The sequence below is a fragment of the Tsukamurella conjunctivitidis genome (assembly GCF_007858475.1).
Classification (GTDB): Bacteria; Actinomycetota; Actinomycetes; order Mycobacteriales; family Mycobacteriaceae; genus Tsukamurella; species Tsukamurella conjunctivitidis.
Map to the genome: position 1 here is coordinate 74,063 of NZ_VIGX01000015.1, position 21,422 is coordinate 95,484.

The following is a 21,422-nucleotide window of genomic DNA, read 5'->3' on the forward strand; positions in this document are numbered from 1 at the left end:
TACAGTTCACTGCATGGCCCGCAAAGTAGTAGTCACCCTCACCGACGACATCGACGACACCCTCTCGGCAGACGAGACGGTGACCTTCGCAATCGACGGCGTTGAGTACGAGATCGACCTGAGCAAGAAGAATGCCGACAAGCTCCGCAAGGCCGTGGCCCCGTTCGTAGAGGCCGGCAGGAAGGTCAGCAGCCGCAAGCCGCGCGCCCGCACCAGCTCCAGCAGCAGCACACCTCTGGATCGCAAGCAGTCGAACGCGATTCGGCAGTGGGCGCGGGAGAATGGGCATACGGTGTCCGATCGTGGGCGTATCGCTCAGCCGGTGATTGACGCGTACAACGCCCGGTAGCGTCGGGAGATCCCGATAACGACGAATAGCGCCCCGCTCTGACTAACTGAGCGGGGCGCTTCCGTGTCTAGTTACATGAAACTGACGACTTGTACGTGACGCATGACTTTGTCGTCGTGAAGGTGTCGTGCACCCTCAGGTGATCGGGCTTCGCGAACGGCTGCCACACCATCAATCCCGCGAAGATCAGGCCCGCGAACACGATCAGGGCTGCGACTACTACCGGCTGACGGTACAGAGGTACGGGGAGCATCTGCGGCGGGATGAACGGCGTGTTCGGGTTCGTCATGCGTGGAGATTACCAGCGTGCATCACGAGTCGGGCCACTCCTCCGCGGTCACCTTCCGCCCCAACCACAGCGCAAGCCGCATACGGTCATCCGCTCCTGGGTGAGCGCGTTCGAAGGCGTCGACCAGCTCATCGTCGGTTGGTTCCCGCTCGGTCATTCGACGGCTGCGTCCGCCCTGATGGTCAAGAGTTTTCGCACCACCGAAACGTGTGCACGCATGGGGTGACTAGTGGACGTCTCCGCCCAGGTTGCAACAACATTCTCCGCCCACAAGGTGCGCAACTCCGTCGGCGACCATTTCCGGGCGTCGACCTTCACCGCCGTCTTCTTCCCTTGGGGCACGATCGCGATCTCACCGCCGGTCGAGATCGATGTAAGCTGGCCGCGCATTTCGACATCGATCGTCTTGACTGTGTCCACATCAAGCGTGTCTCGGAGTGCCCGAGCCGATTCCCGATCGAATCCCAACTTTCGCCTCGCGCCACGAGGACGGGTCCAAGTCAGCTCCAAATCGACACGGCCGTCGATGATGCTCTTGGACAGCGCGTAGAGCTTCTTTCCAAGAGCCCCAGGAACCTCAAGCTGATCCGAATCGCTTGCCAAAACATCCAATAGTGCATCGATTGCCCCGTCGACCGGGGTGTCATCGATCTCGATGTCCAGTCTTTCCGCAGAAGGCGCCGGAGCGCTGTACAGCTCCAAGATCGTCGACCCGGCTTCGACTGTCGGGGAAAGGTACAATTTCGTTTCGGCACTGCTAAGATTGCGAAGGCTCGACCCTGCCTCGCTTACGGATTCAGAAATCGCTCCAATCACGTCAGCCGCGACGTCACCCTCAAGCGAGTTGCCGTTCACTCCCTCGCCGGTGAAGCGCAGCTTCAGAGAAGACCTGAACGACGGTTGCGCGAAGCCGAAATGTCTGGCAGCCCGCGCAACCTCAGACCGCGCGACTTCCTCAGACGACTCGAACGTCGGAAGGTCGAGGTCCTCGATCCGGCGTGCCAGCTCCGCGAGGTGGCGAGGGTCGGACGATCTACCTGTAGCCATCGACTGTCACCTCCAAGTAGCCCCTCAACGGCATGGCGTGATGCCGCTGAGGGGGGTTGCGGTCAGGCTTCGGCACGTAGCGTTGCCAGAAGTCGTCCCACACGCCCCGCAGCTCGACGTAAGCGGGCTCCTGGCCGTACTGGGTCCCATCAGGGTGCCACGGGATCATGAACCCGTCCACGGCCAGCCCTGCACGCTTAGCTCCCGCAATCGTATTGGCAACCCGTTGTAGAGTTTCGGGTCGCCTTATGCGGGACGTGTCTACGATGATCGCCGCGTCGACATCGCTGGGTTCCATGGCGTCGGTCACGAAGCTCCCGCCAAGAAACACGGCAGGCACCTTCGCCTTCAAGTCCGCGATCAACGCCAGCAATGACTTGAAGTCCTCCCAGACCTCGGGACGCCTCGCCGAGTCACCGAACTCGCCGCTGAGTACAAACCGCTCTTCCACCTCATCCAGGCCAGCGCAGAACCGACCGCGCGGGAGCCAACCGTTGGCTTCGAGAGCAGGGATCATGAGCAGAATCCTGCCATGATCACCGCCCAAACTCATACAAACCGGGAGCAAGTCGACCTCCCAGGCTCTACTTGAGGGCGACCAACGACATGTTCGAGTTCGCGTCCGTCACTCCATCGCCCGCACCCTCCAACTTCTCCGCAGCAACCGCATACGCAACCGGCGCGAGGTCGTCCTCGATGCGCAGGTCAAACAGCCCCGAGTACCGCTGCCACACGTCGTGCCCCTTGCGGACCCGACCACCGCCGGCAGAGTTCCGCCCCCGCTCCGACGGCAGCGCATTAACCCGCAGGAGAGCGTTCTCCCAGACACGGACAGTGCTCCACTGGCCTGCCAACGTCCGGAACTCCTGCCACAGGTCCACCCGATCGTGAGTGATCGCATCCTCAGCGCTGAAGTGACCAACTTCTGGCGACAGCTCCAACCAGCGCGCATGAAGGTCGGCGCGGACCTTATCGATCGCCGAGCACGCAGCCTCCCCGTGGACAGCCAGACCCTGCCGCAACTCATGGAGGTGCGTACCGGACACACGCGCAGCGATCTCGTCCAGCTTCGGAGCGTCCTCGCGAGCCTCGCGCAGAACATCATCGACATTCAGCTCGGTCGCCTTGAACTTGCTGATCGCTGCGATCTCGCCCGCGAAATTGCGGATCTTGTTGAACTTGTCCTTCTCCGCCTTCACGCGGATTCCCAGCTGGTCGAGGGCATCGACGGCCTTGCGCACTTCACCGAGGTTAGTCGCGGTGACCTCGTAGACGGCGCGCGCGTGGTCCTGCGCGGTAATTACGTTGTGTCCCATGTCCATATTTCAATCCTTCTTGTTAGTCGAGGTTGCCGGCGAGGAAGTCTTCCATCCGCTGCCGATCCTCTAGTTCTTTCTGCAACTCTGCGATATGGTTCTGAATATCAATCCGCTCGCGGTGTTTATCAATCAGTTGTCCAGCTGGGCCGCGCTGTCGAGCTGACCGGTATTGTTCGAGCTTTGACACACCCAGGCTGTTGAAGATCCCTCGCAACGCCGTCGAAAGCTGCCGGAGTTCAGGGACAAGCGGGTTGCAAATCGTGTCCCCGCGCGCGTTCACCACAGTCAGCGGAGCACCCTCAAGAGCATCATTGATCCGTGCAGTCTGCTGCACAATCCTGCACGCTTCCAGCACCAGCGCAAGGTTCACATCATCAATAACGTAATGGGCGCTGAGAGCCACGTAGAGCGACTTTCCAGCCTCGCCCATGGTATCGGTTGGGTCCATCTATGTGAGCCTCCAGATCGGCGCACACCACGTATCCGAGATGCGCACGATGAAGCCGTCACGCTCCAACTCCGCCGCCGCGCGGAAAGCAGATGACCGAGACATGCCCGATATTCGCCCTACGTCCGTGAAGTCAGTCTCAGGCGTCACCCGATCCACCGCGATAGTCGCGAGCCCCAAATAGAGGCGCACCGCATTCGCAGTCAAAGGAGACCGCACCACATTCTTCAATCGATCATTCATCATCGTTCCACTTCTTAAGTCCAATTCATTCTTCCGCCCGAATACCGTTTTCCGCTTCGAAGCCGCAGGTGAATCGTCCCAGCTCCAAGGGCTGAATCCTGGCGTGCGGGGGCAGGCCGACACGCAAAGGAGTCGGTCACGAGGTTGGGGTCATGCCCTCCCCCCACCCATTCCCGTGACGGTCTTTTAGTGCTTGTGTTTGCGTGTGCCGGTGGGCTATTGTTGATGTATTCCCATTCGCTTCTCCATCTCGGAGGTTCTTGCTATGCGCGCTATCATCGCCCTGGTTGTGGTCATCGCCGGCATCACGCTCACTCCCGATCTGGGCGCGTTCCTGCTTGGTGGTCTGGTGTTCGCTGGCGCGGGGTTCCTGCTGTTGCTCAGCGCCGGTGAGCGTCAAGAACGAGCCATCGTAAAGCGGACGCAGGAACAGTGTGTCGAGGATCTGAAAAACTACGCGGAAGGTTTTGCTGCCGGTCTTGCCGACGAGGGCGAACCGGTCGCCGCTTAGTCGATATCCCAGTCCTCGAAATAGCTCGGCCCCGGCCTGGGCTGGCGCAATCTGACATGCTCAGCGCCGAGGGATTCGAGCCATTCATATTCGGCCTTCATGACCTCGTCGATGGTCTTGTCGATATCGATTGGTTTCGGATTTCTCATCTGTTCCTTTCGAAGACTTCAAGCGCATCGCTCAAGGTGTCGATCAGCTTCCATGCTTCGGCGTAGGTGAGGGTTGTGCGTGCGTGCTGGGCCGTGATGGTGACCATGTGAGGGTGTTGGCTCAGACCTACTGTGAGCAGTCGTGGTGCTGTACGTGTGCTGGAGAGGTGTTGTCCTCCGTGCGGATTCGTGAGTTGGATTGTTCTTCCTTTCCGCGCGAATTGAGGTTGTCAAGGAGCTGCGCCACGAGGGTGTGGAGCACCTGTGCGTCGGTCACTGGTCGCCGCGCTGGTCGTGCCTGCGCTGTGCGTCAAGAGCGGCCTGAAGCAGGTCGATGAGCCGAGGCACATCGTCGATGTGGACGACCGCCTTGCGGGTGGTGTCGATGGCTAGGGTGCGTTGTTCGCAGGAGTGCATGACTCGGGGCATGGGGTAGATGTTCACCAGGTGCGTCCGGTGCGTGCGGGCGTGGAGATGTTCGGCGCGTCTGGCGGATGGAGGGCGTCTACGGCCGCGCGGAGCGTGTCCCACGAGGCCCCCGGCAGGTACACGGTCACTCCGTCCTGCGACAGCGCGATCCTCCCACTGGCGGTGAGGGCTACCGCGATGGGTTCGGTGTCAGTCTGTATTAGATACGAATACGTCATCGGAGGTTTCCAGTTCTACGTTGCAGCTTGGCTATATCAGCAAGGTCCGAGGCTCGCCACGAGCGCGAATTGCGTAGGTGTCCGTGCGTCCACCCGATTGTTACGCAGCCGTATTTGGTGCCAACAGTCTTAACGAGGTCAGAGCGTATGAGGATGCCCGATATTGTGTAAGTTTCGGAGCGTTTCGCAGTCGGCCACTGTTCGGTGTCAACATCGCTGAGGATGATGCCGCTTGCGGTGCCTATTGTGAGCGCGTGTACATGTCGTGAAATGTGCGGGAGTAGCGGCGTGTATTCGGGTACGAAGTGGATTCCGCAGGCGCAATCGATGCTGATTCCGCCGTGGGCACACTCAGCATTATTTATGCGCTGGGGGTTGTTGAAGGCGGATTGGCGGTCTAGGCGTTGTTGTGGAGTCGGTTCTGTTCGGTAGGCCGGCGGCACGAGAGCCGTTCCGTCGACTAGCCAGATTCTCCACCCGATCACTGGATTGCCGTGAGCTGGTCAACGATCGTTGCGAGCTGCGGGACACTGTTGGGTAGAATGCCCATAATGTGCGGCCTGCCCGTTATCCCTGGCAGTACCGGCACAGCGAACCGCGACATGAGGGCTTTCTGAAATCGTTCGGGGGCGATCATTCCGGTTATTGTGTAGCGTTCGGTGCGGTATTCGTGTCCCCCGTAGAGTTGAATGGGGATTGCGCCGGGCAGGACGATGTCGCCTGGGATTCCTGAGGTGAGCACAACATCATCTTGCAGTGCTACGAATCCGCCGAGTAGTACCCATGGGTCGTCCATGTAGTGAAGCCCGCATTTGCAGTTTTCGGTGATGCCGCCGTGTTCGCATTCGGCGTATGCTGTCGGGTTTGCGAGGTGGTCGACGATGTTGCCTTCGAGTTGTCGGACGGGTGATGAGAGGTGTCCGGTTTCGTCGACGTTCCAGAGTCGCCATGCGTGGGTTGTCATTGTGTTGCTCCTTCGGTCTGGTGCCATGCGATCCCGGCGGGTGTGGCGATGTAGCCGTGCGCGTCGAGGTGCACGGCGTATCCGTGGAGTCGGAGCCAGCCCAGCACGGTTGCCGTCACGATGTCGGAGATACCGAGGATGTCGGCTAGCTCGGCGAGGTGGCGCGGTCGGGTAGCGATGAGCGGTATCAACTCACGGCGGTGATCTCGGGTAGTCATAGTTCCTCCGGCGCAGCGCTGCCTTCAGCGATATCCACGAGCATGTTCGCGAGCGGCACCAGCTCGGAATGCTGGACCTTGACGTGGAAATCTCCTCGGCGCAGTTCGTAGTCCGTATCGCCGCGAGTGATCCTCAAAGGAAAAACGTTCTCCCTGAGGGCGTCGTTTTTTTCCGCGCGTCGGATGTGATGGCCAAGGAGGAGGCGAGCGACTTGCTCGGCTTCTGTTCGGGTTCTGGTGATGAGGTGTCGGCCGTCGGGGTGTTCGACTCGGCAGCCGCGTCCTCGGTTGGCGGCGGACACGGTGAAGGTCACCGGCTCAGCTCCGAGAGGTGTGCGCGACCCGCGTCAGTGATGACGTAGCGTCCCCGCACGACGCGCTCAGCCAGACGCTCCCTCACCAACAGGGCGAGAATGGAAGGCACCGAGCCGTGAGCGAGGACCACCGCCGCCGCTACATCATCGGTCGTGAAGACCGTGCCAGGCGGATGCGCTGCAAGAGCGGCCAGAACATGCCGAGGCCCGCTCTGATCGATGTTCAAGCTCATGATGGATCTCCAAATCTACTGAATAAGAAGGTTTCTCACCCCCTAAGCTCGCTTAGGGTCGAGGGGGTCCAGGGGGCGGCGATCCGCCCCCTGGAATGCGCTCGCCGCGCGGGCGTTCACCCGCAAGAGCAGCGGGCGAACAGTGTGTTCTTCTCGATGTACCTGTACCCGTGCACACCCGCCTATCGGATGTACCCGGGTACACGAGTACGTGGGGTCTACGCAGCCTCTTGATCGACACCAAGTCGGTACGCGTCCAAAGCTTTCTGGGCGCGTGCCTGCCCCACGTGCAGATACTCCTTGACTTCGCGAACGGTGTTGAAGTCGAAACCTGCGTCCCGGAGCTTGGCGGCATCGCCGGTGGCTCGGTCACGTACCGGACGGTCCTGCTTGGCCGCTGCCTTCGTGGTCATGCTCTCGATCTCCCAATCGACGCCTTCATGGCCGTCTGCTGCCGGGGTGAGGGTGAAGCGTCCGACTACCGGTTCCCCGCCGCCGGCATCTGTGGCGAAGTTCCTCCGAACGCCGCCGTGGCGGTCCTTGTTCAGCTGCAACTTGGCGGAGCCGCCCATACCTGGCGCGAACGGGCGTTCAACGGTGACGCGGACTGAGAGGCCGCCGACAGCGCGGCGCTTCGCAGCCGTTCCGCCAGGTCCCATCGCACGAGAGTCAGCGTTCTTCGCGAGGTGATCCACGACCACTACGGCAATGCCAGCAGCGGTGAGCGGCTTGATGACGTCCTTGTGGACAAGGGTGAAGTCGTCGGCGGAGTTCGAGGACGCCCCGTAGAGGGGCATGATCTCGCCGAGGCTGTCGAGAACAACCAGTTCCGGTTCCCAGTCGAGGAGATCCTGAACCACGGCATCGAGATCGATCTTGTCGAGTGGCTCGTAGAGGCGGAAGAGGTCGGGGTCGCTGAGGTCGGATGCATCGGTGCCGAGGTTGAGAAGGCGGGACAGGGTGGAGTCGGCTCCGTTGTGGTCCAGGTCGATCACTGCTGCCCCGTCACCGTTGGTGAGGGTTTCGGTCACAGCGGCTAGGCACAGCCAGGTCTTCCCGCACTCAGCGTCACCGTAAACGAGGTTCAGTTCTCCCGAATAGAAGAGGGGGTGTCCGCCCGCGGTGGTCAGGATCGTCGGCGCGGGCGGGTTGAAGTTGCCCGCGAGGCGTCGGGCGACATCGACGTAAACAGAAGTCATTGTTGTCCCTCATGAAAAGTTCGAGTTGGAAGCCTTGTACCCGTGTACTCGGGTACGCCCGAAGCCCGGGTTGACACGGGTACGGGTACAGGTACGAAGCCTGATTAGGGAGTATGATTCGGCGATGGCCGAGAATTGGACGCCTTTCGAAAACGTCCTTACATACTAAGTATATCAGTTCCCACTGTAAGCGATATCTGCTAGCAAATTCGGCGATACTGAACCCTCACAGACCAGGTCGGGAGCATCATCAGAGCATGAACAGAAACGACCTCAAACCACTCAAGCCCGAACCACCACACAAGCCACGAGCACAGGCCCACGGAGGCGAACTATTCCAGATCCTCCAATGGGTCTTCGTCGCAATTGCAGCGATCACCGCGATCACAAGCCAGGGCAACGAGATGCAGATCTACTCGGCGATCGGCATCCTCTTCATCGCGCTCTGGTGCGCCGCCGTCTTCCAGATCATCCGCGCTATCACGGGGAGCCGGTCATGACGATCAGATTCACTGCCCGCGAGATGACGCCGCCTGGAACCCGCGCGCACGAGGCCATCACACGCCTGCACTGGGTGGGGTCCGGTAAATTTACCGGACCCCTCAAGCGGTGACGCCCGCGATAAGGCCGCCGAGACGCTTCAACGCCCCTGCATCCAGGCATGCACATCGGATTCGAGGTACCGGTAGTCACCGTGACGTCCCTGCCGGCAGGACTTGAGCCCCTTGCGTCCGCGGGTCGACTTGTACTGCCTCGCCGCGTTGTGAATGGTCTTCTCGTGATACCCGGTGAGTGCGCAGACCTCCCGCGTCGTCAGGTACCGATCCATGCACGCCCCCTGCTCTGCTGCCGCCACGATCCTCGTCAGCATGAACGCCCGGTAGCGGCCCGTCAAGCCCCACCGTCTCGAATTGACCAGTATGGCAACAACTTCCATACGAGTGGGGCACGGCGGATACCGCCGTTGTGGTTGGCTGCCGTAAGCGCCTTCCGCAACGCGTTGCGACACTTCCGCCTCCGTCGCCATAGTGCGCAAAATCCAGAAGTTGGAAACTTGCGCGACCGGTTGATCACCTCAGCAAGTGGGCCGTCTCCCATCGCCTAAGCCCCTCAAACGGATACCTGTACGCCCGCCCGATCTTCACACACGGTATGCGCCCCGCCTTCGCCATGCCGAGAACGGTCGCAGGATTGACCTGCCAACGACCGGCCACCTGCTCCGTCGTCAAGAACTCCAAAGCTGTTCCCCTTGTGCTCAACTCGACTCGAATGCCGATGAGGAGAACGCTATACCCGGCTACGCCCTCCAGCCGTCCACACAACGTCTTGCGGCTGTCATGTTCGCGAACACGCCGTTACGGGGCGGGGAAACCGCAGGACACGCCGTAGGTGCGACACGCCGACGATGGCTGCTCCAGACCGCGGGTATGCCGGGTGACAATCTTTCCAGCTCCGGAAGTGATCGCCACACCCCAGGAAGTGTTGATAGCACTTCCTGGCCGAGCACAGGTGCGTCATTGTACGCACCTGTTTCAGGTGGCCCAGTTTGGGCCAGGTGAGGCCACATCCCGATTCACAGTCTCCCGTGAGACGTTCGAGGCGTCCGCGATGGCGCGGCTAGTCCGCAGTAGCCCCGCGCACAGTGCTCAATCAACTGGGGAAATCGGAAGCGTATTCCGAAATCCCACTCGACAGCAGAAGCGAGTTCAACGACAGCCTCACGACAGGTCCAGCGCATCGACAGCAGCCCTCGTAGCCGCGTGCTCCCCCGGCCAAAGATGCGAATACACCTCCAACGTAATCGTCGGCGACGAATGCCCCAACAACTCCGACACAGCCACCGGCGACCGCCCAGCCTCAATCAACGCGCTCGCGTAGAAGTGCCGCAGCGACTTCAGACTGTGTCCCTCAACGCCCGCTTTCTTCGCGGCACGCCGCCACAACGCCCCCAGCCTCGGCGTCGAGTACATCCGACCAAGCTCCGTCAAGAACAACGGCTCCCCCGCCGTCCCATCCTCCACGCGCGACCGCAGCAGCTCAATCGTTGCCTGCCCAAGCGGCACAACCCGCCGAGCCTGCGGAGTCTTAGGAGCCTTCCACCCCCAGTCGCCGTAATGTCCGTCGGCCTGCTCGGTGATCCGAACAACCCCCTTGTCCAGATCAACTGATCGCACTCGAAGACCGCAGACCTCCCCCGGCCTCAAGCCGGTCAGCGCCATCATCCTGATCATCGTCCGAACCGGTTCCTCTGCCGCCCCTGCAACAGCACGAACTTCTGCCGCCGTGATTAGCTCGTGCGGCTCCACCGTTATCGACGCACCCGGCACCCGTCGAACTCCCTTCACGGGGTTCCGGGGTATGTGCCCCTTCGAGACCGCTTCGTTGAAGATCGCGGAGAGGATCGACATCAGTGTGTTGACGGTGGTCCTTGCGAGTGGCTTTCCGTCTGCCCAGGGGCGGCCTGTCACAAGCGTGTCTCGCCATCTGGTCACGTCTTCCGGGCGGACTGTGTCGAGCGGCTTCCACTCAAGGTCACCGAGGTTTTCGAGCAGGTGCTTTCGTGTGAGCCTCGCTCCGGTTGTAGCGGCGTCCGACAGGTGCGCCTCGACGGCCTTACGGACGGGGTCGCGATCGGGCCTTCCGGTCAGGTCGCTCTTCGCGGCTTCACGCTCTCGAATCCATGTCTTGGCCGCCCTCTCGTTGGTGAAGCTCTTGGCTGTCTGCTTGCCGGCGAGGGAGACGCGTGCGACGTATCGGACGTTCCCGTTGCGTTCCGTGCGACTGATTGAACCCATGGAGGGAGTGTAGTAACGGTTCCTGTCTGGTTACTACCCTCAGTTGCGATCGGTTGAAGCAAACCGCTGTCGGATCAGTAGATGGATCTCGCCAAAGAGTGTGTTGAACTGGGGCTTAATGCCAGCCTATTGACGTTCAGGCTGCAGGCTGTTAAGACTGTTCTAGGAGCTGCATGGTGTAGATGAACTCAGCCACAGTCCCTGCCCTGTCTCACGCGAAAACGACCCACCGGTGTGCCGGGGGCAAACGACTCCAGACTACCGACACCTGTCCGCGCGCGGCCACGGGACCGGCGCGCGGACCGGGCTCCGCGGCCGCGCCGATGCCTCATCGCATCGATTGGCACGTAACAAGCGGGCCTTAAGGACCGAACGACACAGTAGGAGCACGGTGACTGGGGAGTGACCGTCGGACCGTATTCGGCCATGGGATGGGGGAAATCGCCGTGAAGGATGACGAGCTACTGGGCCGCGGGCGCCCGGACGGGGCCCGCCGCGATCCGATCGCCGTCGTCGGGATCGGCTGCCGCCTGCCGGGCGGCGTACGCTCCGCCGAGGACTTCTGGGAACTGCTCGACGAGGGCCGCGACGCCGTCGTCGACATCCCCGCCGACCGGTGGAGCACCGACCGCTACTACGAGTCCGAGCGCACACCGGGCAAGAGCCGCGTGCGCCGCGGCGGCTTCCTCACCGACCCGGTCGACGCGTTCGACCCCGCCTTCTTCGGGATCTCCCCGGTCGAGGCGAGCTCGATGGACCCGCAGCAACGGCTGCTGCTCGAGGTCGCGTGGGAGTCCATCGAGGACGCGGGCCTGCGGGCGGAGGACCTCGAGCGCTCGCGGACCGCGGTCTTCACCGGCGGCTTCACCCTCGACTACAGCCAGATGCAGTTCTCCACCTCCGCCGCGGAGCCGCCCACCGTCGCCGCCCACACGGCGACGGGCGTCGTGATGACGATGCTGTCCAACCGCATCTCCCACGCCTTCGATCTGCTCGGCCCCAGCATGTCCATCGACACCGCGTGCTCGTCCTCGCTGGTGGCGATCCACCTGGCGTGCCAGTCGATCTGGAACGGCGAGAGCGAGCTCGCCCTCGCCGGCGGCGTCAACCTGATGCTCAGCCCGAACTTCACGGTCGCCGCGTCGACGGGCGGCTTCCTCTCCCCCACCAGCACCTCCCGCGCGTTCGACGCGGCGGCCAACGGGTACGTCCGCGGCGAGGGCGCCGCGCTCGTCGTCCTCAAGCCCCTCGCTCGGGCCCGGGCCGACGGCGACCGGATCTACGCGACGGTGCTCGGCACCGCCGTCAGCCAGGACGGGCGGACGAACGGCATCACGGTCCCCAACGGCGCGAGCCAGAAGCGCGCCATCGAGGCCGCGTTGGCGACCGCGGGCATCGCCCCGGACACGGTCGACTACGTGGAGGCGCACGGCACCGGCACCCCGGTGGGCGATCCGATCGAGGCGAACGCGATCGGCGAGGTCTACCGCGACGATCGCCCGGCGGACCGTCCGCTCGTGATCGGCTCGGTCAAGACGAACCTGGGCCACCTCGAAGCCGCCGCCGGCGTGGTCGGATTCATCAAATCCGCTCTCGCCCTGGGTCACCGCCGCGTCCCGCGGCACCTCCACCTCGACGCCCTCAACCCCGCCATCGACCTCGACGAGCTGCGGATCGAGATCGCCACCGAGCCGAGGTCGCTGCGTCCCGAGGGCACCGTGCGGGCGGGCGTCAACTCCTTCGGCTTCGGCGGCACGAACGCCCACGCGATCCTCGAATCCGCCCCCGTCGACCTGCCCGTGCGCCACGCCCCGGCGGTGGAGCCCGCGCGGGACGGGATCGCGACCGTCCTCCCGCTCGCGGCGCGCAGCGACTCCGCCCTCGCGCAGCTCGCGGGCGCCTACGCGGGACTGGTCGAGTCCGAGGGTCCGGTCCCGCTCGCCGGTGCGCTCGCACACCGGCGCAGCGCCCACCGCACCGCACGACTCGCGGTGGTCGCCGCCGACGCCGGCGAGGCCGCGGACGCCCTGCGCGCCGCCGCCGAGGGCATCCCGCACCAGGCCGTCCGGGCCGGCTCGGCGCTCGCCGACGCCCGGCCGCTCGTCTTCGTCTACACCGGAATGGGCCCGCAGTGGTGGGGAATGGCCCGCGGCCTACTGCAGCACGATTCGGTGTTCCGCGCTGCGATCGACCGCTGCGACGCCGCGATCGCACCGCTCGCCGGCTGGTCGCTGACCGCCGAACTCCTGGCCCCCGAGTCCGAGTCGCGCATGGCCGAGTCGGTGGTCGCGCAGATCGCGAATTTCGGCGTGCAGTACGCGCTGACCCGGCTGTGGGAGGCGTTCGGCGTCCGGCCCGACCTCGTCGTCGGGCACAGCGCCGGCGAGGTCGCCGCCGCACTCGAGGCGGGCGCACTGACCTTCGAGGACGCGATCACCGTGATCGTGCACCGCGCCCGTATCCAGCACACCGCGAGCGGAGGCGGGCGACTGCTCGCCGTCGCGCTCGGCGAGGCCACCGCCGGCGAGCTTCCCGAGGTGACGCGCGGCGAGGTGGAGTTCGCCGCGATCAACGGGCCCGACTCGGTCGCACTCGTGGGCGCCCTCCCGGCGCTGGAGTCCCTCGCGGAGCGGCTCGGCGCCGACGGCGTCTTCGCGCGTCTCGTCCCCGGCGACGTCCCGTACCACAGCCGCGCGATGGATCCCCTCGAAGCGGAGGTCCGCAGTGCCCTCGCCGGACTCGCCCCGAGCGCACCGTCGATCCCGCTCTACTCGACGGTGACCGGCGCGACGATCCCGACCGACGGCTCCCAACCGCACGACGCCGAGTACTGGTGGCGCAACATCCGCCGCCCCGTGCTGTTCGGCGCAGCGACGGACGCGCTGCTCGACGCCGGTGCCGCGACCTTCGTCGAGATCGGACCCAGCCCGGTGCTGGGCCGGGCGATCGCGGAGGCCGCAGCGGCCCGTGGGCGATCGGTGTCGACGACGGCGTCGCTGCGCCGCGACGGCGAGGACGCCGTCTCCTTCGCCGCGGCGCTGGCCGACCTGTGGATCCGGGGGGTCGACGTCGACTTCGGCCCGCTCGCGCCGCGCGCCCCGATGCGGCCGCTGCCCGCCTACCCGTGGCAGACCGGCCGGTACTGGTCCGAGGGCGCTGCGGGACGCCGGGAGCGGCTCGCGGACACCGTCGAGCCCTACCTCGGCAACCGCACCGACGGCGCCCTCCCCGCCTGGCGGCGGCTGCTCGACGGCACCGCACCGCGGTCCCTCGGCGACCACGTGGTGCACGGCTCGACGCTCTTCCCCGGCGCCGGATACCTCGAGATCGCGGCGGAGGTCGCGCGTGACGAGTACGGCGCCACGGCCTGCACCCTGCTCGACGTCGCGTTCGAGACGGCGCTGGTGCACGGCGGCGGCGGGACCTACCTGATCGACACGAGCCTCGACCCCGAGTCCGGCCGGATCGCCATGCACGGCAGGGTTCCGGGAGCCGGGCGGTGGGCCCGGCACGCAACGGCCACCTTGCGGCCCGCACCGTCCGTCCGACCGCACATCGACGTCGCGCCCGCCGTGGGCGCGTCGATCGCCACCGACACCCTGTACGCGGGATTCCGGGACACGGGATTCGCGTACGGGCCCGCGTACCGACTGCTGCACGACGTGATCGTCGGCGATGGCGTCGCGAGCGCACGGATCCGCGCCGCCGCCGCGGAACCGGTCGCCGACCGGTCGCCGGTCCTCGAGCCGAGTGTGCTCGACGCGGCCTTCCAACTGCTCCTACCGCTCGCCTTCCAGCGGGCCGCGGGCGCCAAGTTGATCCCCGTCGGCGTCGACCGCGTCGTGATCCACGCCCGGCCCGAGGGCCCCGTACTCGCACGGGCCGTCGCCCGCACCTCGGACGATTCCGCCACGATCAGCGGCGACGTGGTCCTGGCCGGCGAGGACGGCCGGGTGGTCGCCGAGGTGGAGGGCTTCACCGTTCGCATCCTCGACGACGTGGCCGCTTCGCCGCGGGTGGGCACCGACTGGGTGTACGAGCAGGCGTGGGAGCCGCAGCCGGCGGACGACGCGGACCGCGCCCGCGCCGAGGGCGTCTGGCTGATCCTCGCGGACGGATCCGGCGTCGCGGACGACCTGGCCGAGCGGCTCTCGGCGGCCGGCGGAACCCCCGTACTGCTCCGCGCGGGTGCCGCGGACGGCGGCACCCCGCCCGCCGATCGTGACGCCCTGGCGGCGGCCCTCGATCGCGCCGTCCCCGCCGAGGGACTGCGCGGCGTCGTCCACCTCTGGTCGCTCGACGTCCGGGCCGGGGCGACCGACGCGCTCCGCTGGGCGGCACACGACGCCGTCCTCTCCGTGGTGCACCTGGCGGCCGAGCTCGAGCAGCGCGGCCTCGCGGCACCGACGTTCCTCGTCACGGACGGCGCGCAGCCCGTCGCCGGCGGTGTTGGCGAGCAGGGCCTGCTGCAGGCGCCCCTGCTCGGCGTCGGCCGGGTCCTGCACCACGAACTGATGGGGCTGCAGGCCCGGCTGGTGGACCTCGACCCCCGGGACCGCGACGGCAGCGCCGCACTGCTGTTCGACGAGCTCACGGTCGCCGCCACCGACGAGGACCAGGTCGCCTTCCGCGGCGGCGAGCGCCTGGTCGCACGCCTGCACCCGTCGGCGCGGTCCGGCGGCCGGATCCCCGCCCGGATGCGCGGTGACGGCGCCTATCTCGTCACCGGTGGGCTGGGCGCGCTCGGCCGGCTCGTGCTCGCCGCGCTCGCGGAACGCGGCGCCGGACACCTGATCGTCACCAGCCGGACCGGGCTCCCCGCGCGGGACGCGTGGGACGAGCTCACCGATCCCGCGCAGCGCGACGCCGTGGCGGCGGTCCGGGCCGCGGAGACCGCGGGTGCGACGGTGCACATCGTGACCGTCGACGTGACGGACGCCGGGGCGCTCGCCGAGCGCCTCACCGTCCTGCACGGCGCCGGCGTTCCGCCGCTGCGCGGCGTGATCCACTCCGCCGGCGCCGTCGACGACCAGATCCTCGTGCGGATGACGCAGGAGCAGGTCGAGCGAGTGGTCCGGCCGAAGGTCCTCGGCGGCTGGGCACTGCACGAGGCGACGGCGGGCGAGCCGCTCGACTTCTTCACGCTGTTCTCCTCGATCTCCGCGGTGATCCCGTCACCCGGGCAGGGCAATTACGCCGCCGGGAACGCCTTCCTCGACTCCCTGGCCCACTACCGGCGTGCGCTGGGTCTGCCCGCGCTGTCCATCAACTGGGGCCCGTGGGACGCCGGGATGATCGCGAGCCTCGGCCTGCGAGAGCTCTACGGGCAGCGCGGCATCGACCTCATCGATCCCGCGACGGGCATGACGCTGCTCGCGGAGCTGCTCGGTTCCTCCGAGGTGCAGCAGGGCGTCGTCTCGGCGCACTGGCCGACGGTGATCGACAGCTACGCGCTCACCCCGATCCTCGTCGCCCACCTCGGTCGCGGGGAGGACGAGGAGGACGACGGGTCCGAGTCGATCCTCGACCGGATCGGCTCCGCGACCGCCGAGGACCGTACGCCGATAGCGGTCGACGGGGTGCGGCTCACCGTCTCCCGCGTGCTGCGGATGGCGGAGGAGCACATCCCCGACGACGAGCCCCTCGGCCGCCTCGGCGTCGACTCGATGCTCGCCACCGAACTGCGCATCCGGGTGGAGCAGCAGTTCCGCACCGCCCCGTCGATCGCCTTCCTGCTCGACGGCGCGACGGTGGCGACCATCGCGGCCGAGCTCCTCGCCACCCTCGACGTCCCTGCGGGAGACACAGATCCCGACGCCGAGGTCGACGACCTCGCGGCACTGCTCGCGGACCTGGACGGCGACGCGGTCGCCGCCCTGCTCGCGCAGTCCGAGACCACCGAACCGAACGCCGGAGGCCCCCGATGACCGAGATCGCAGACCGCCTCGCGGCGCTGAGTCCCAGCCAGCGCCGCGCGCTGCTGGCCCGGCTGGGGAGGGCACCGTCGACCGCTCGGGCCGCGCCTCCGATCGCGGCCCGCGTGCGCGACGGCGACGCCGTACGGCTCTCGGCCACCCAGGAGAACATGTGGTTCCTGGAGCAGTTCCACCCCGGCACGAGCATGCACGTCATGTCCGGGGTCGCGCGCCTGCCGATCGACGTCCCGCACGGCGTCCTCACCGACTGCCTGGAGGAGGTCATCGAGCGGCACGCGGTGCTGCGCACGCGGTTCGGCGTCGAGGACGGCGAACCGGTCGGGCGCATCGCCCCCGCGGAGCGGCCCGAGGTCGCCCTGCTCGACGGGATCGACGAGGCGCGGATGTGGGACCGGTTCGGCGAGGACGCGCGCACGCCGTTCGACGTCGAGCGGGATCCACTGCTGCGGGCGACGCTGGCGCGCACGGACTCCGGCGGCACGTGGGTGCAGATCACGCTGCATCACATGGTGGCGGACGGCTACTCCACCGGCATCCTCTTCGCCGAGCTGGGCCGGCTCGCGACCGGCCGGCTGGTGGGCCGGCTGCAGCAGCTCCCCGCCGTCCCCTTCCAGTACGCCGACGTGGCCCTGTGGGAGCGGGAGCGGGCGGACGCGGGCGAAGACGCCGGGGACATCGCGTACTGGACGGAGCGGCTCGACGGTGCGCCGACCGCGCTGACCCTGCCGACCGATCGCCCCCGGCCGGCCCGGCAGGCCTATCGGGGACGCCGGACGGGGTTCGCGCTCTCCGCAGAGCTGGCCGCGGCCGTCCGCACGTTCAGCGCCGAGCACGGTGTCACCCCGTTCGTGACGGTGCTCAGCGCCTACGCGACGGTGCTGGCCCGGTGGTCCGCGCAGGACGGCGTCGTGGTCGGCGTCCCGGTGGCGCAGCGCTCCCAGCCGGGCACCGAGCGCGTGATCGGCCCGTTCCTCAACACCCTCGCACTGCCGGTGGAACTCCCGGAGGGTGAGACGGTGAAGGGGCTGATCGCCCAGGTGAACACCACCGTCCGCGCAGGCTTCTCACACCAGGACGCCCGGTTCGATCGCGTGCTGTCGGCGCTCGACCTCGGCCGCGACCCCGCGCGCCCGCCGCTGTTCCAGGCGATCCTCAACATGCAGGAGGACCGCAGCGCGCCCGAGATGGAGATGCGCGATCTGTACAACGGCTGCGCCAAGTTCGACGTCCTGCTCAACATCACGACCACGCCGGGCTCGATGACCGGGACCCTCGACGTCGCGGCCGACTTGTTCGACCAGGAGACCGCCGACGCCCTGATCGACGGCTTCACGGCCGTGCTCGGTGCTCTCACCGCCCCCGGGGCTCCCCTCGGGAGACCGGTCTCCACTCTGCCGCTGTCGAGCTCCGCGCCCGCGATCGAACCGCCGGTCCGACAGCCGGAGACCCCTGCATTGGACGAGTACGTGCTCGCCGCGGCGCACGACTCCGCGGACCGCACGGCGATCGTCGCGGGCACGGAGCGGATCACGTACGCCGAGTTGGACACCCGCGTCGGGCGCCTCGCCGCGCGGATCGCGCAGCACCTCGACGCTCCGCCCGGAACACCGGTGGGACTGCTCCTGCCGCGGTCCGCGGAGGTCATCGTCGCCATGCTCGCGACGATGCGCGCCGGGTACTCGTTCGTGCCGCTCGATCCCGCCTACCCGGCGGAGCGCCTCGCGTTCATCTGCACCGATGCGGGCATCCCGGTACTGATCACGACCGCCGGGGATCTCGCCGAGGTGCCGGGCCTGGACCTCCCGTGGATCGACGTCGCCGACGCGCCCGCGGGTCCGGTACCGGACCCGCCGACGGGCGACCCGGCGACGCGGACCGCCTACATGCTGTACACCTCCGGGTCCACGGGCCGCCCGAAGGGCGTGCGGGTCTCCCACCGCAACGTCGTCACCTTCCTGGAGGCGATGCGCGCCGAGCCGGGGATGACCCCGTCGGACACCCTGCTGGCCGTCACGAGCCCGTCGTTCGACATCGCCGTCCTCGAACTGCTGCTCCCGCTCGCCACCGGGGCACGGGTGGTCATCGCGAACGGTGACGACGCCCGTGACGGCGACCGGCTCGCGGCCCTGCTCGACGAGCATGCGGTGACCGTCATGCAGGCCACCCCCACCACATGGCACCTGCTGCTCGACGCCGGTTGGCCGGGTACCCGCGGGCTGCGCGCGCTCTGCGGCGGCGAGGCGATGCCGGCCGTGCTCGCGGGCCGGCTCCTGGTCGCGGCCGACGAGCTGTGGAACATGTACGGCCCCACGGAGACCACCATCTGGTCGACCGTGCACCGCGTCACCCACGCCGACGTCGCCGCCGGCACGATCCCCATCGGCCACCCGATCCGCGGAACCGGGATAGTCGTCACCGACGCCACCGCCGCGCCCGTACCCCACGGCGTCTTCGGCGAGCTGTGCATCATCGGCGACGGAGTGACTCTGGGCTACCACGAACGGCCCGACCTCACCGCCGACCGGTTCGTGACCCTGGCCGGCTCCGAGCCGGTGCGCGCCTACCGGACGGGCGATGCGGTACGCCGGTTCCGCGACGGGCGGATCGAATTCGGCGGCCGCATCGACACCCAGGTGAAGGTGCGCGGCTTCCGGGTCGAGCTCGGTGAGATCGAGAGCGCACTCGAGACCGCGGTACCCGGCGTCCGGGCGATCGCCGCGGTCGACGCCGAGGGATCCGCCATCACCGCCTATCTCGAGTGCTCCGCAGAGGCACTGGGAGATGCCGCCGCCCTGCTGGGACACCTCCGCGAGACCCTGCCGCCGTACATGGTGCCGAGCGCGTTCGCCGTCGTCGACGCCTTCCCGTTGACGCCGAACCGCAAGATCGACCGCAAGGCACTCGCGGCCCGCGGCGGTGCGTCCGTCGAGCTCTCCGCCGTGAGCGGCACGGAGTACATCGCCGCCCGCACCGACCTGGAGCGCGACCTGACCGCGATCTGGAGCGACCTGCTCGGCCTGCCGACCGCTCCCGGCGTCCGCGACGACTTCTTCCTCCTCGGCGGGCACTCGCTACTCGCGACGAAACTGGTCTTCCGGATCCGGGAGAAGCTCGGCCGGGTGGTTCCCCTACCGGCCCTGTTCGCCGGCGAGCTCACCATCGAGCGGCTGGCGGCGATCCTCGAGCGGGGCGGCGCAGGTTTCGAAAGCCCCCTGGTCCTCGCAGACGAGGTGGTTCTCCCCGACGAGATCCGGCCCGCGCCGGGCGCACCGGTGCGGAGCGTCGTCGACCCGCGGAACCTGTTCGTCACGGGCGCGACGGGTTTCGTCGGCTCCTTCCTCCTCGCTGAGCTGATCCGCACCTCGGGGGCCACCATGCACTGCCTGGTCCGGGCCGGCGATCCCCGGGAGGGCATGGAACGGATCCGGTCCACGATGCGCGGCTACGGCATCTGGGACGACTCCTACGCGGACCGGATCGTCCCGGTCGTCGGCGACCTGACGCGCGAGCGCCTCGGGCTGAGCCCCTCGGCCTGGGCGGACCTGGCATCCACCACGGACGGCATCATGCACTGCGGCGCCGACGTGAACTTCCTCCGGCCCTACCCGACCCTGAAGTCCGCGAACGTCGACGGCACCGTGCAGGTGCTCGCCCTGGCCTGCGACGGTCCCGTCAAACCCGTCCACTTCGTCTCGACGACCTACGTCTTCTCCCGGTTCTCCTACCCGCAGGACACGATCTTCGCGGAGGACGACCGCAGCCCGGTCCAGGACCCGCGATTCACCTTCGGCTACACCCAGTCCAAGTGGGTCGGTGAACAATTGGTCTTCGAGGCGCGCGCACGGGGCGTGCCGACGTACGTCTACCGGACCGGCCGCGTCGCGGGGCACAGCCTGACCGGCGCGTGCCAGCAGTCGGACTTCCTGTGGCAGACCATCCGCCTGGGAGTCGCCCTCGGCGCGGCCCCGACGATGGACATGTCCACCGACATCACGCCCGTGGACTACCTGGTCGGCGCGATCGCGCACCTCGCACGCCGGCAGGAACTCGCCGGGCGCACGTTCCACGTCGTCTCCCGGGAGACCGTCGCCGTGCCGGACCTGGTGCGGTGGATGTCCGACTTCGGCTACGCCGGCGAGGAGCTCCCGTTCGGGCAGTGGTGCGAGCGCGCGGCGGACATGGCCGAGCGTGAGGGAGACGAGACCGCCGCGGCGCTGGCGCCGTTCCTCTCGTCCACCCCGCTGGACAACATGCCCGACGCCACCTTCGACGACGCGAACGTGCGGGAGGGCCTGGCCGGTACCGGCATCGTCTGCCCGCCGATCGACGGTGCACTGCTCCGCCGGTACTTCGAGTGGTTCATCGACAGCGGGTACCTTCCCGCACCGTCGTCCCTGGATCTCTCGGAGAGCGCGGCCTCATGACCGGTTCGAACCCCCGGGGCTCGGTGGATCGGACCACCACGACGCTCCGCGAGCGACGCCGCCGGACGCCCGTACCGCAGGGCACCCCGTCCACGCTGCCGCTTCGCACGCGGGCGTCGCGGCCGTCCGTCACCGCGTCGCGCCCCCTCCCCGTGGCCCGCCCGGCGGTGCCCGCGACGCGGAAGGCGCCGCCCGCCGCGCGCGGGACGCTGCCCGTGGCTCCGCCGAAGCCCACGCCCACACCGGTCGCCCCCGCCGCGCCGCCGGCACCGGCCGCCCCGGCCGTCCTCGGGCCTCCGACGGCGCCGCCAGCACAAGCCGACCGGGCCTCGGCGCC

At 67.2% G+C, this 21,422-nt stretch carries 18 protein-coding genes and 1 pseudogene; 6 read left to right on the forward strand and 13 right to left on the reverse strand.

Annotation, left to right across the window (positions count from 1 at the left end; translation table 11 throughout):
- The first annotated feature begins 13 nt into the window (after window positions 1-13).
- The gene (locus tag FK530_RS19440; protein WP_146437695.1) at window positions 14-349 is read left to right on the forward strand and encodes a histone-like nucleoid-structuring protein Lsr2; all 336 of its coding nucleotides are present in this window, start codon (window positions 14-16) and stop codon (window positions 347-349) included.
- Window positions 350-416: 67 nt separating this feature from the next.
- Here FK530_RS19440 and FK530_RS19445 read toward each other — a convergent pair whose 3' ends face one another.
- The 5 genes from FK530_RS19445 to FK530_RS19465 form a co-directional block, all read right to left on the reverse strand.
- Complete coding sequence (locus FK530_RS19445) at window positions 417-638, reverse strand: hypothetical protein (RefSeq protein WP_146488632.1); 222 nt, start codon at window positions 636-638, stop codon at window positions 417-419.
- 153 nt (window positions 639-791) lie between these two features.
- The gene (locus tag FK530_RS19450; RefSeq protein ID WP_146488633.1) at window positions 792-1,685 is read right to left on the reverse strand and encodes a hypothetical protein; all 894 of its coding nucleotides are present in this window, start codon (window positions 1,683-1,685) and stop codon (window positions 792-794) included.
- The gene (locus FK530_RS19455; protein ID WP_146488634.1) at window positions 1,672-2,202 is read right to left on the reverse strand and encodes a DUF6932 family protein; all 531 of its coding nucleotides are present in this window, start codon (window positions 2,200-2,202) and stop codon (window positions 1,672-1,674) included. The genes FK530_RS19450 and FK530_RS19455 overlap by 14 nt, the downstream gene beginning before the upstream one ends.
- Before the next feature lie 67 nt (window positions 2,203-2,269).
- A complete protein-coding gene (locus FK530_RS19460) occupies window positions 2,270-3,007 on the reverse strand; it encodes a hypothetical protein (protein ID WP_146488635.1) in 738 nt (245 codons plus the stop codon).
- Window positions 3,008-3,023: 16 nt separating this feature from the next.
- Entirely contained in the window at window positions 3,024-3,452 is a 429-nt protein-coding gene (locus FK530_RS19465) for a hypothetical protein (RefSeq protein WP_146488636.1), read from the reverse strand.
- 508 nt (window positions 3,453-3,960) lie between these two features.
- Here FK530_RS19465 and FK530_RS19470 point away from each other — a divergent pair.
- Window positions 3,961-4,206, forward strand: coding sequence for a hypothetical protein (locus tag FK530_RS19470; protein ID WP_146488637.1), 246 nt, complete (start codon window positions 3,961-3,963; stop codon window positions 4,204-4,206).
- Window positions 4,207-4,628: 422 nt separating this feature from the next.
- Here the strand turns inward: FK530_RS19470 and FK530_RS25940 are convergent, their stop codons facing one another.
- From FK530_RS25940 to FK530_RS19490, 5 genes are all read right to left on the reverse strand, one after another.
- A complete protein-coding gene (locus tag FK530_RS25940; protein WP_158645149.1) occupies window positions 4,629-4,799 on the reverse strand; it encodes a hypothetical protein in 171 nt (56 codons plus the stop codon).
- Between the two features lie 684 nt (window positions 4,800-5,483).
- Window positions 5,484-5,966 carry a hypothetical protein gene (locus tag FK530_RS19475; RefSeq protein ID WP_146488638.1) on the reverse strand — a complete coding sequence of 161 codons (483 nt, stop codon included), beginning with the start codon at window positions 5,964-5,966 and terminating at the stop codon, window positions 5,484-5,486.
- A 214-nt stretch (window positions 5,967-6,180) separates the two neighbouring features.
- Window positions 6,181-6,498: a hypothetical protein gene (locus FK530_RS19480; RefSeq protein WP_146488639.1), complete on the reverse strand. Its 318-nt coding sequence runs from the start codon at window positions 6,496-6,498 to the stop codon at window positions 6,181-6,183.
- Window positions 6,495-6,731: a hypothetical protein gene (locus FK530_RS19485; RefSeq protein ID WP_146488640.1), complete on the reverse strand. Its 237-nt coding sequence runs from the start codon at window positions 6,729-6,731 to the stop codon at window positions 6,495-6,497. The genes FK530_RS19480 and FK530_RS19485 overlap by 4 nt, the downstream gene beginning before the upstream one ends.
- A gap of 218 nt (window positions 6,732-6,949) precedes the next feature.
- The gene (locus FK530_RS19490) at window positions 6,950-7,930 is read right to left on the reverse strand and encodes an AAA family ATPase (protein ID WP_146488641.1); all 981 of its coding nucleotides are present in this window, start codon (window positions 7,928-7,930) and stop codon (window positions 6,950-6,952) included.
- Between the two features lie 257 nt (window positions 7,931-8,187).
- On the opposite strand from FK530_RS19490, the gene FK530_RS19495 reads away from it, so the two are divergent.
- On the forward strand, window positions 8,188-8,430 hold the full coding sequence (locus FK530_RS19495; RefSeq protein ID WP_146488642.1) for a hypothetical protein: 243 nt from the start codon (window positions 8,188-8,190) through the stop codon (window positions 8,428-8,430).
- A 140-nt stretch (window positions 8,431-8,570) separates the two neighbouring features.
- Here the strand turns inward: FK530_RS19495 and FK530_RS25945 are convergent, their stop codons facing one another.
- From FK530_RS25945 to FK530_RS19510, 3 genes are all read right to left on the reverse strand, one after another.
- Window positions 8,571-8,801 carry a helix-turn-helix domain-containing protein gene (locus FK530_RS25945; RefSeq protein WP_158645150.1) on the reverse strand — a complete coding sequence of 77 codons (231 nt, stop codon included), beginning with the start codon at window positions 8,799-8,801 and terminating at the stop codon, window positions 8,571-8,573.
- A gap of 199 nt (window positions 8,802-9,000) precedes the next feature.
- Complete coding sequence (locus FK530_RS27025) at window positions 9,001-9,252, reverse strand: helix-turn-helix domain-containing protein (RefSeq protein WP_146488644.1); 252 nt, start codon at window positions 9,250-9,252, stop codon at window positions 9,001-9,003.
- Window positions 9,253-9,648: 396 nt separating this feature from the next.
- Entirely contained in the window at window positions 9,649-10,725 is a 1,077-nt protein-coding gene (locus FK530_RS19510) for a tyrosine-type recombinase/integrase (RefSeq protein ID WP_146488645.1), read from the reverse strand.
- Between the two features lie 446 nt (window positions 10,726-11,171).
- Between FK530_RS19510 and FK530_RS19515 the strand changes: the two genes are divergently transcribed.
- The 3 genes and pseudogenes from FK530_RS19515 to FK530_RS26425 all read left to right on the forward strand — a co-directional run.
- A complete protein-coding gene (locus tag FK530_RS19515) occupies window positions 11,172-16,652 on the forward strand; it encodes a type I polyketide synthase (protein ID WP_158645152.1) in 5,481 nt (1,826 codons plus the stop codon).
- Window positions 16,649-21,085: a non-ribosomal peptide synthetase gene (locus FK530_RS19520; RefSeq protein WP_146488647.1), complete on the forward strand. Its 4,437-nt coding sequence runs from the start codon at window positions 16,649-16,651 to the stop codon at window positions 21,083-21,085. Before FK530_RS19515 ends, FK530_RS19520 begins: the two co-directional genes overlap by 4 nt.
- A pseudogene (locus FK530_RS26425) lies at window positions 21,082-21,422 on the forward strand (hypothetical protein); the annotation flags it as partial. The gene FK530_RS19520 and the pseudogene FK530_RS26425, both read left to right, overlap by 4 nt.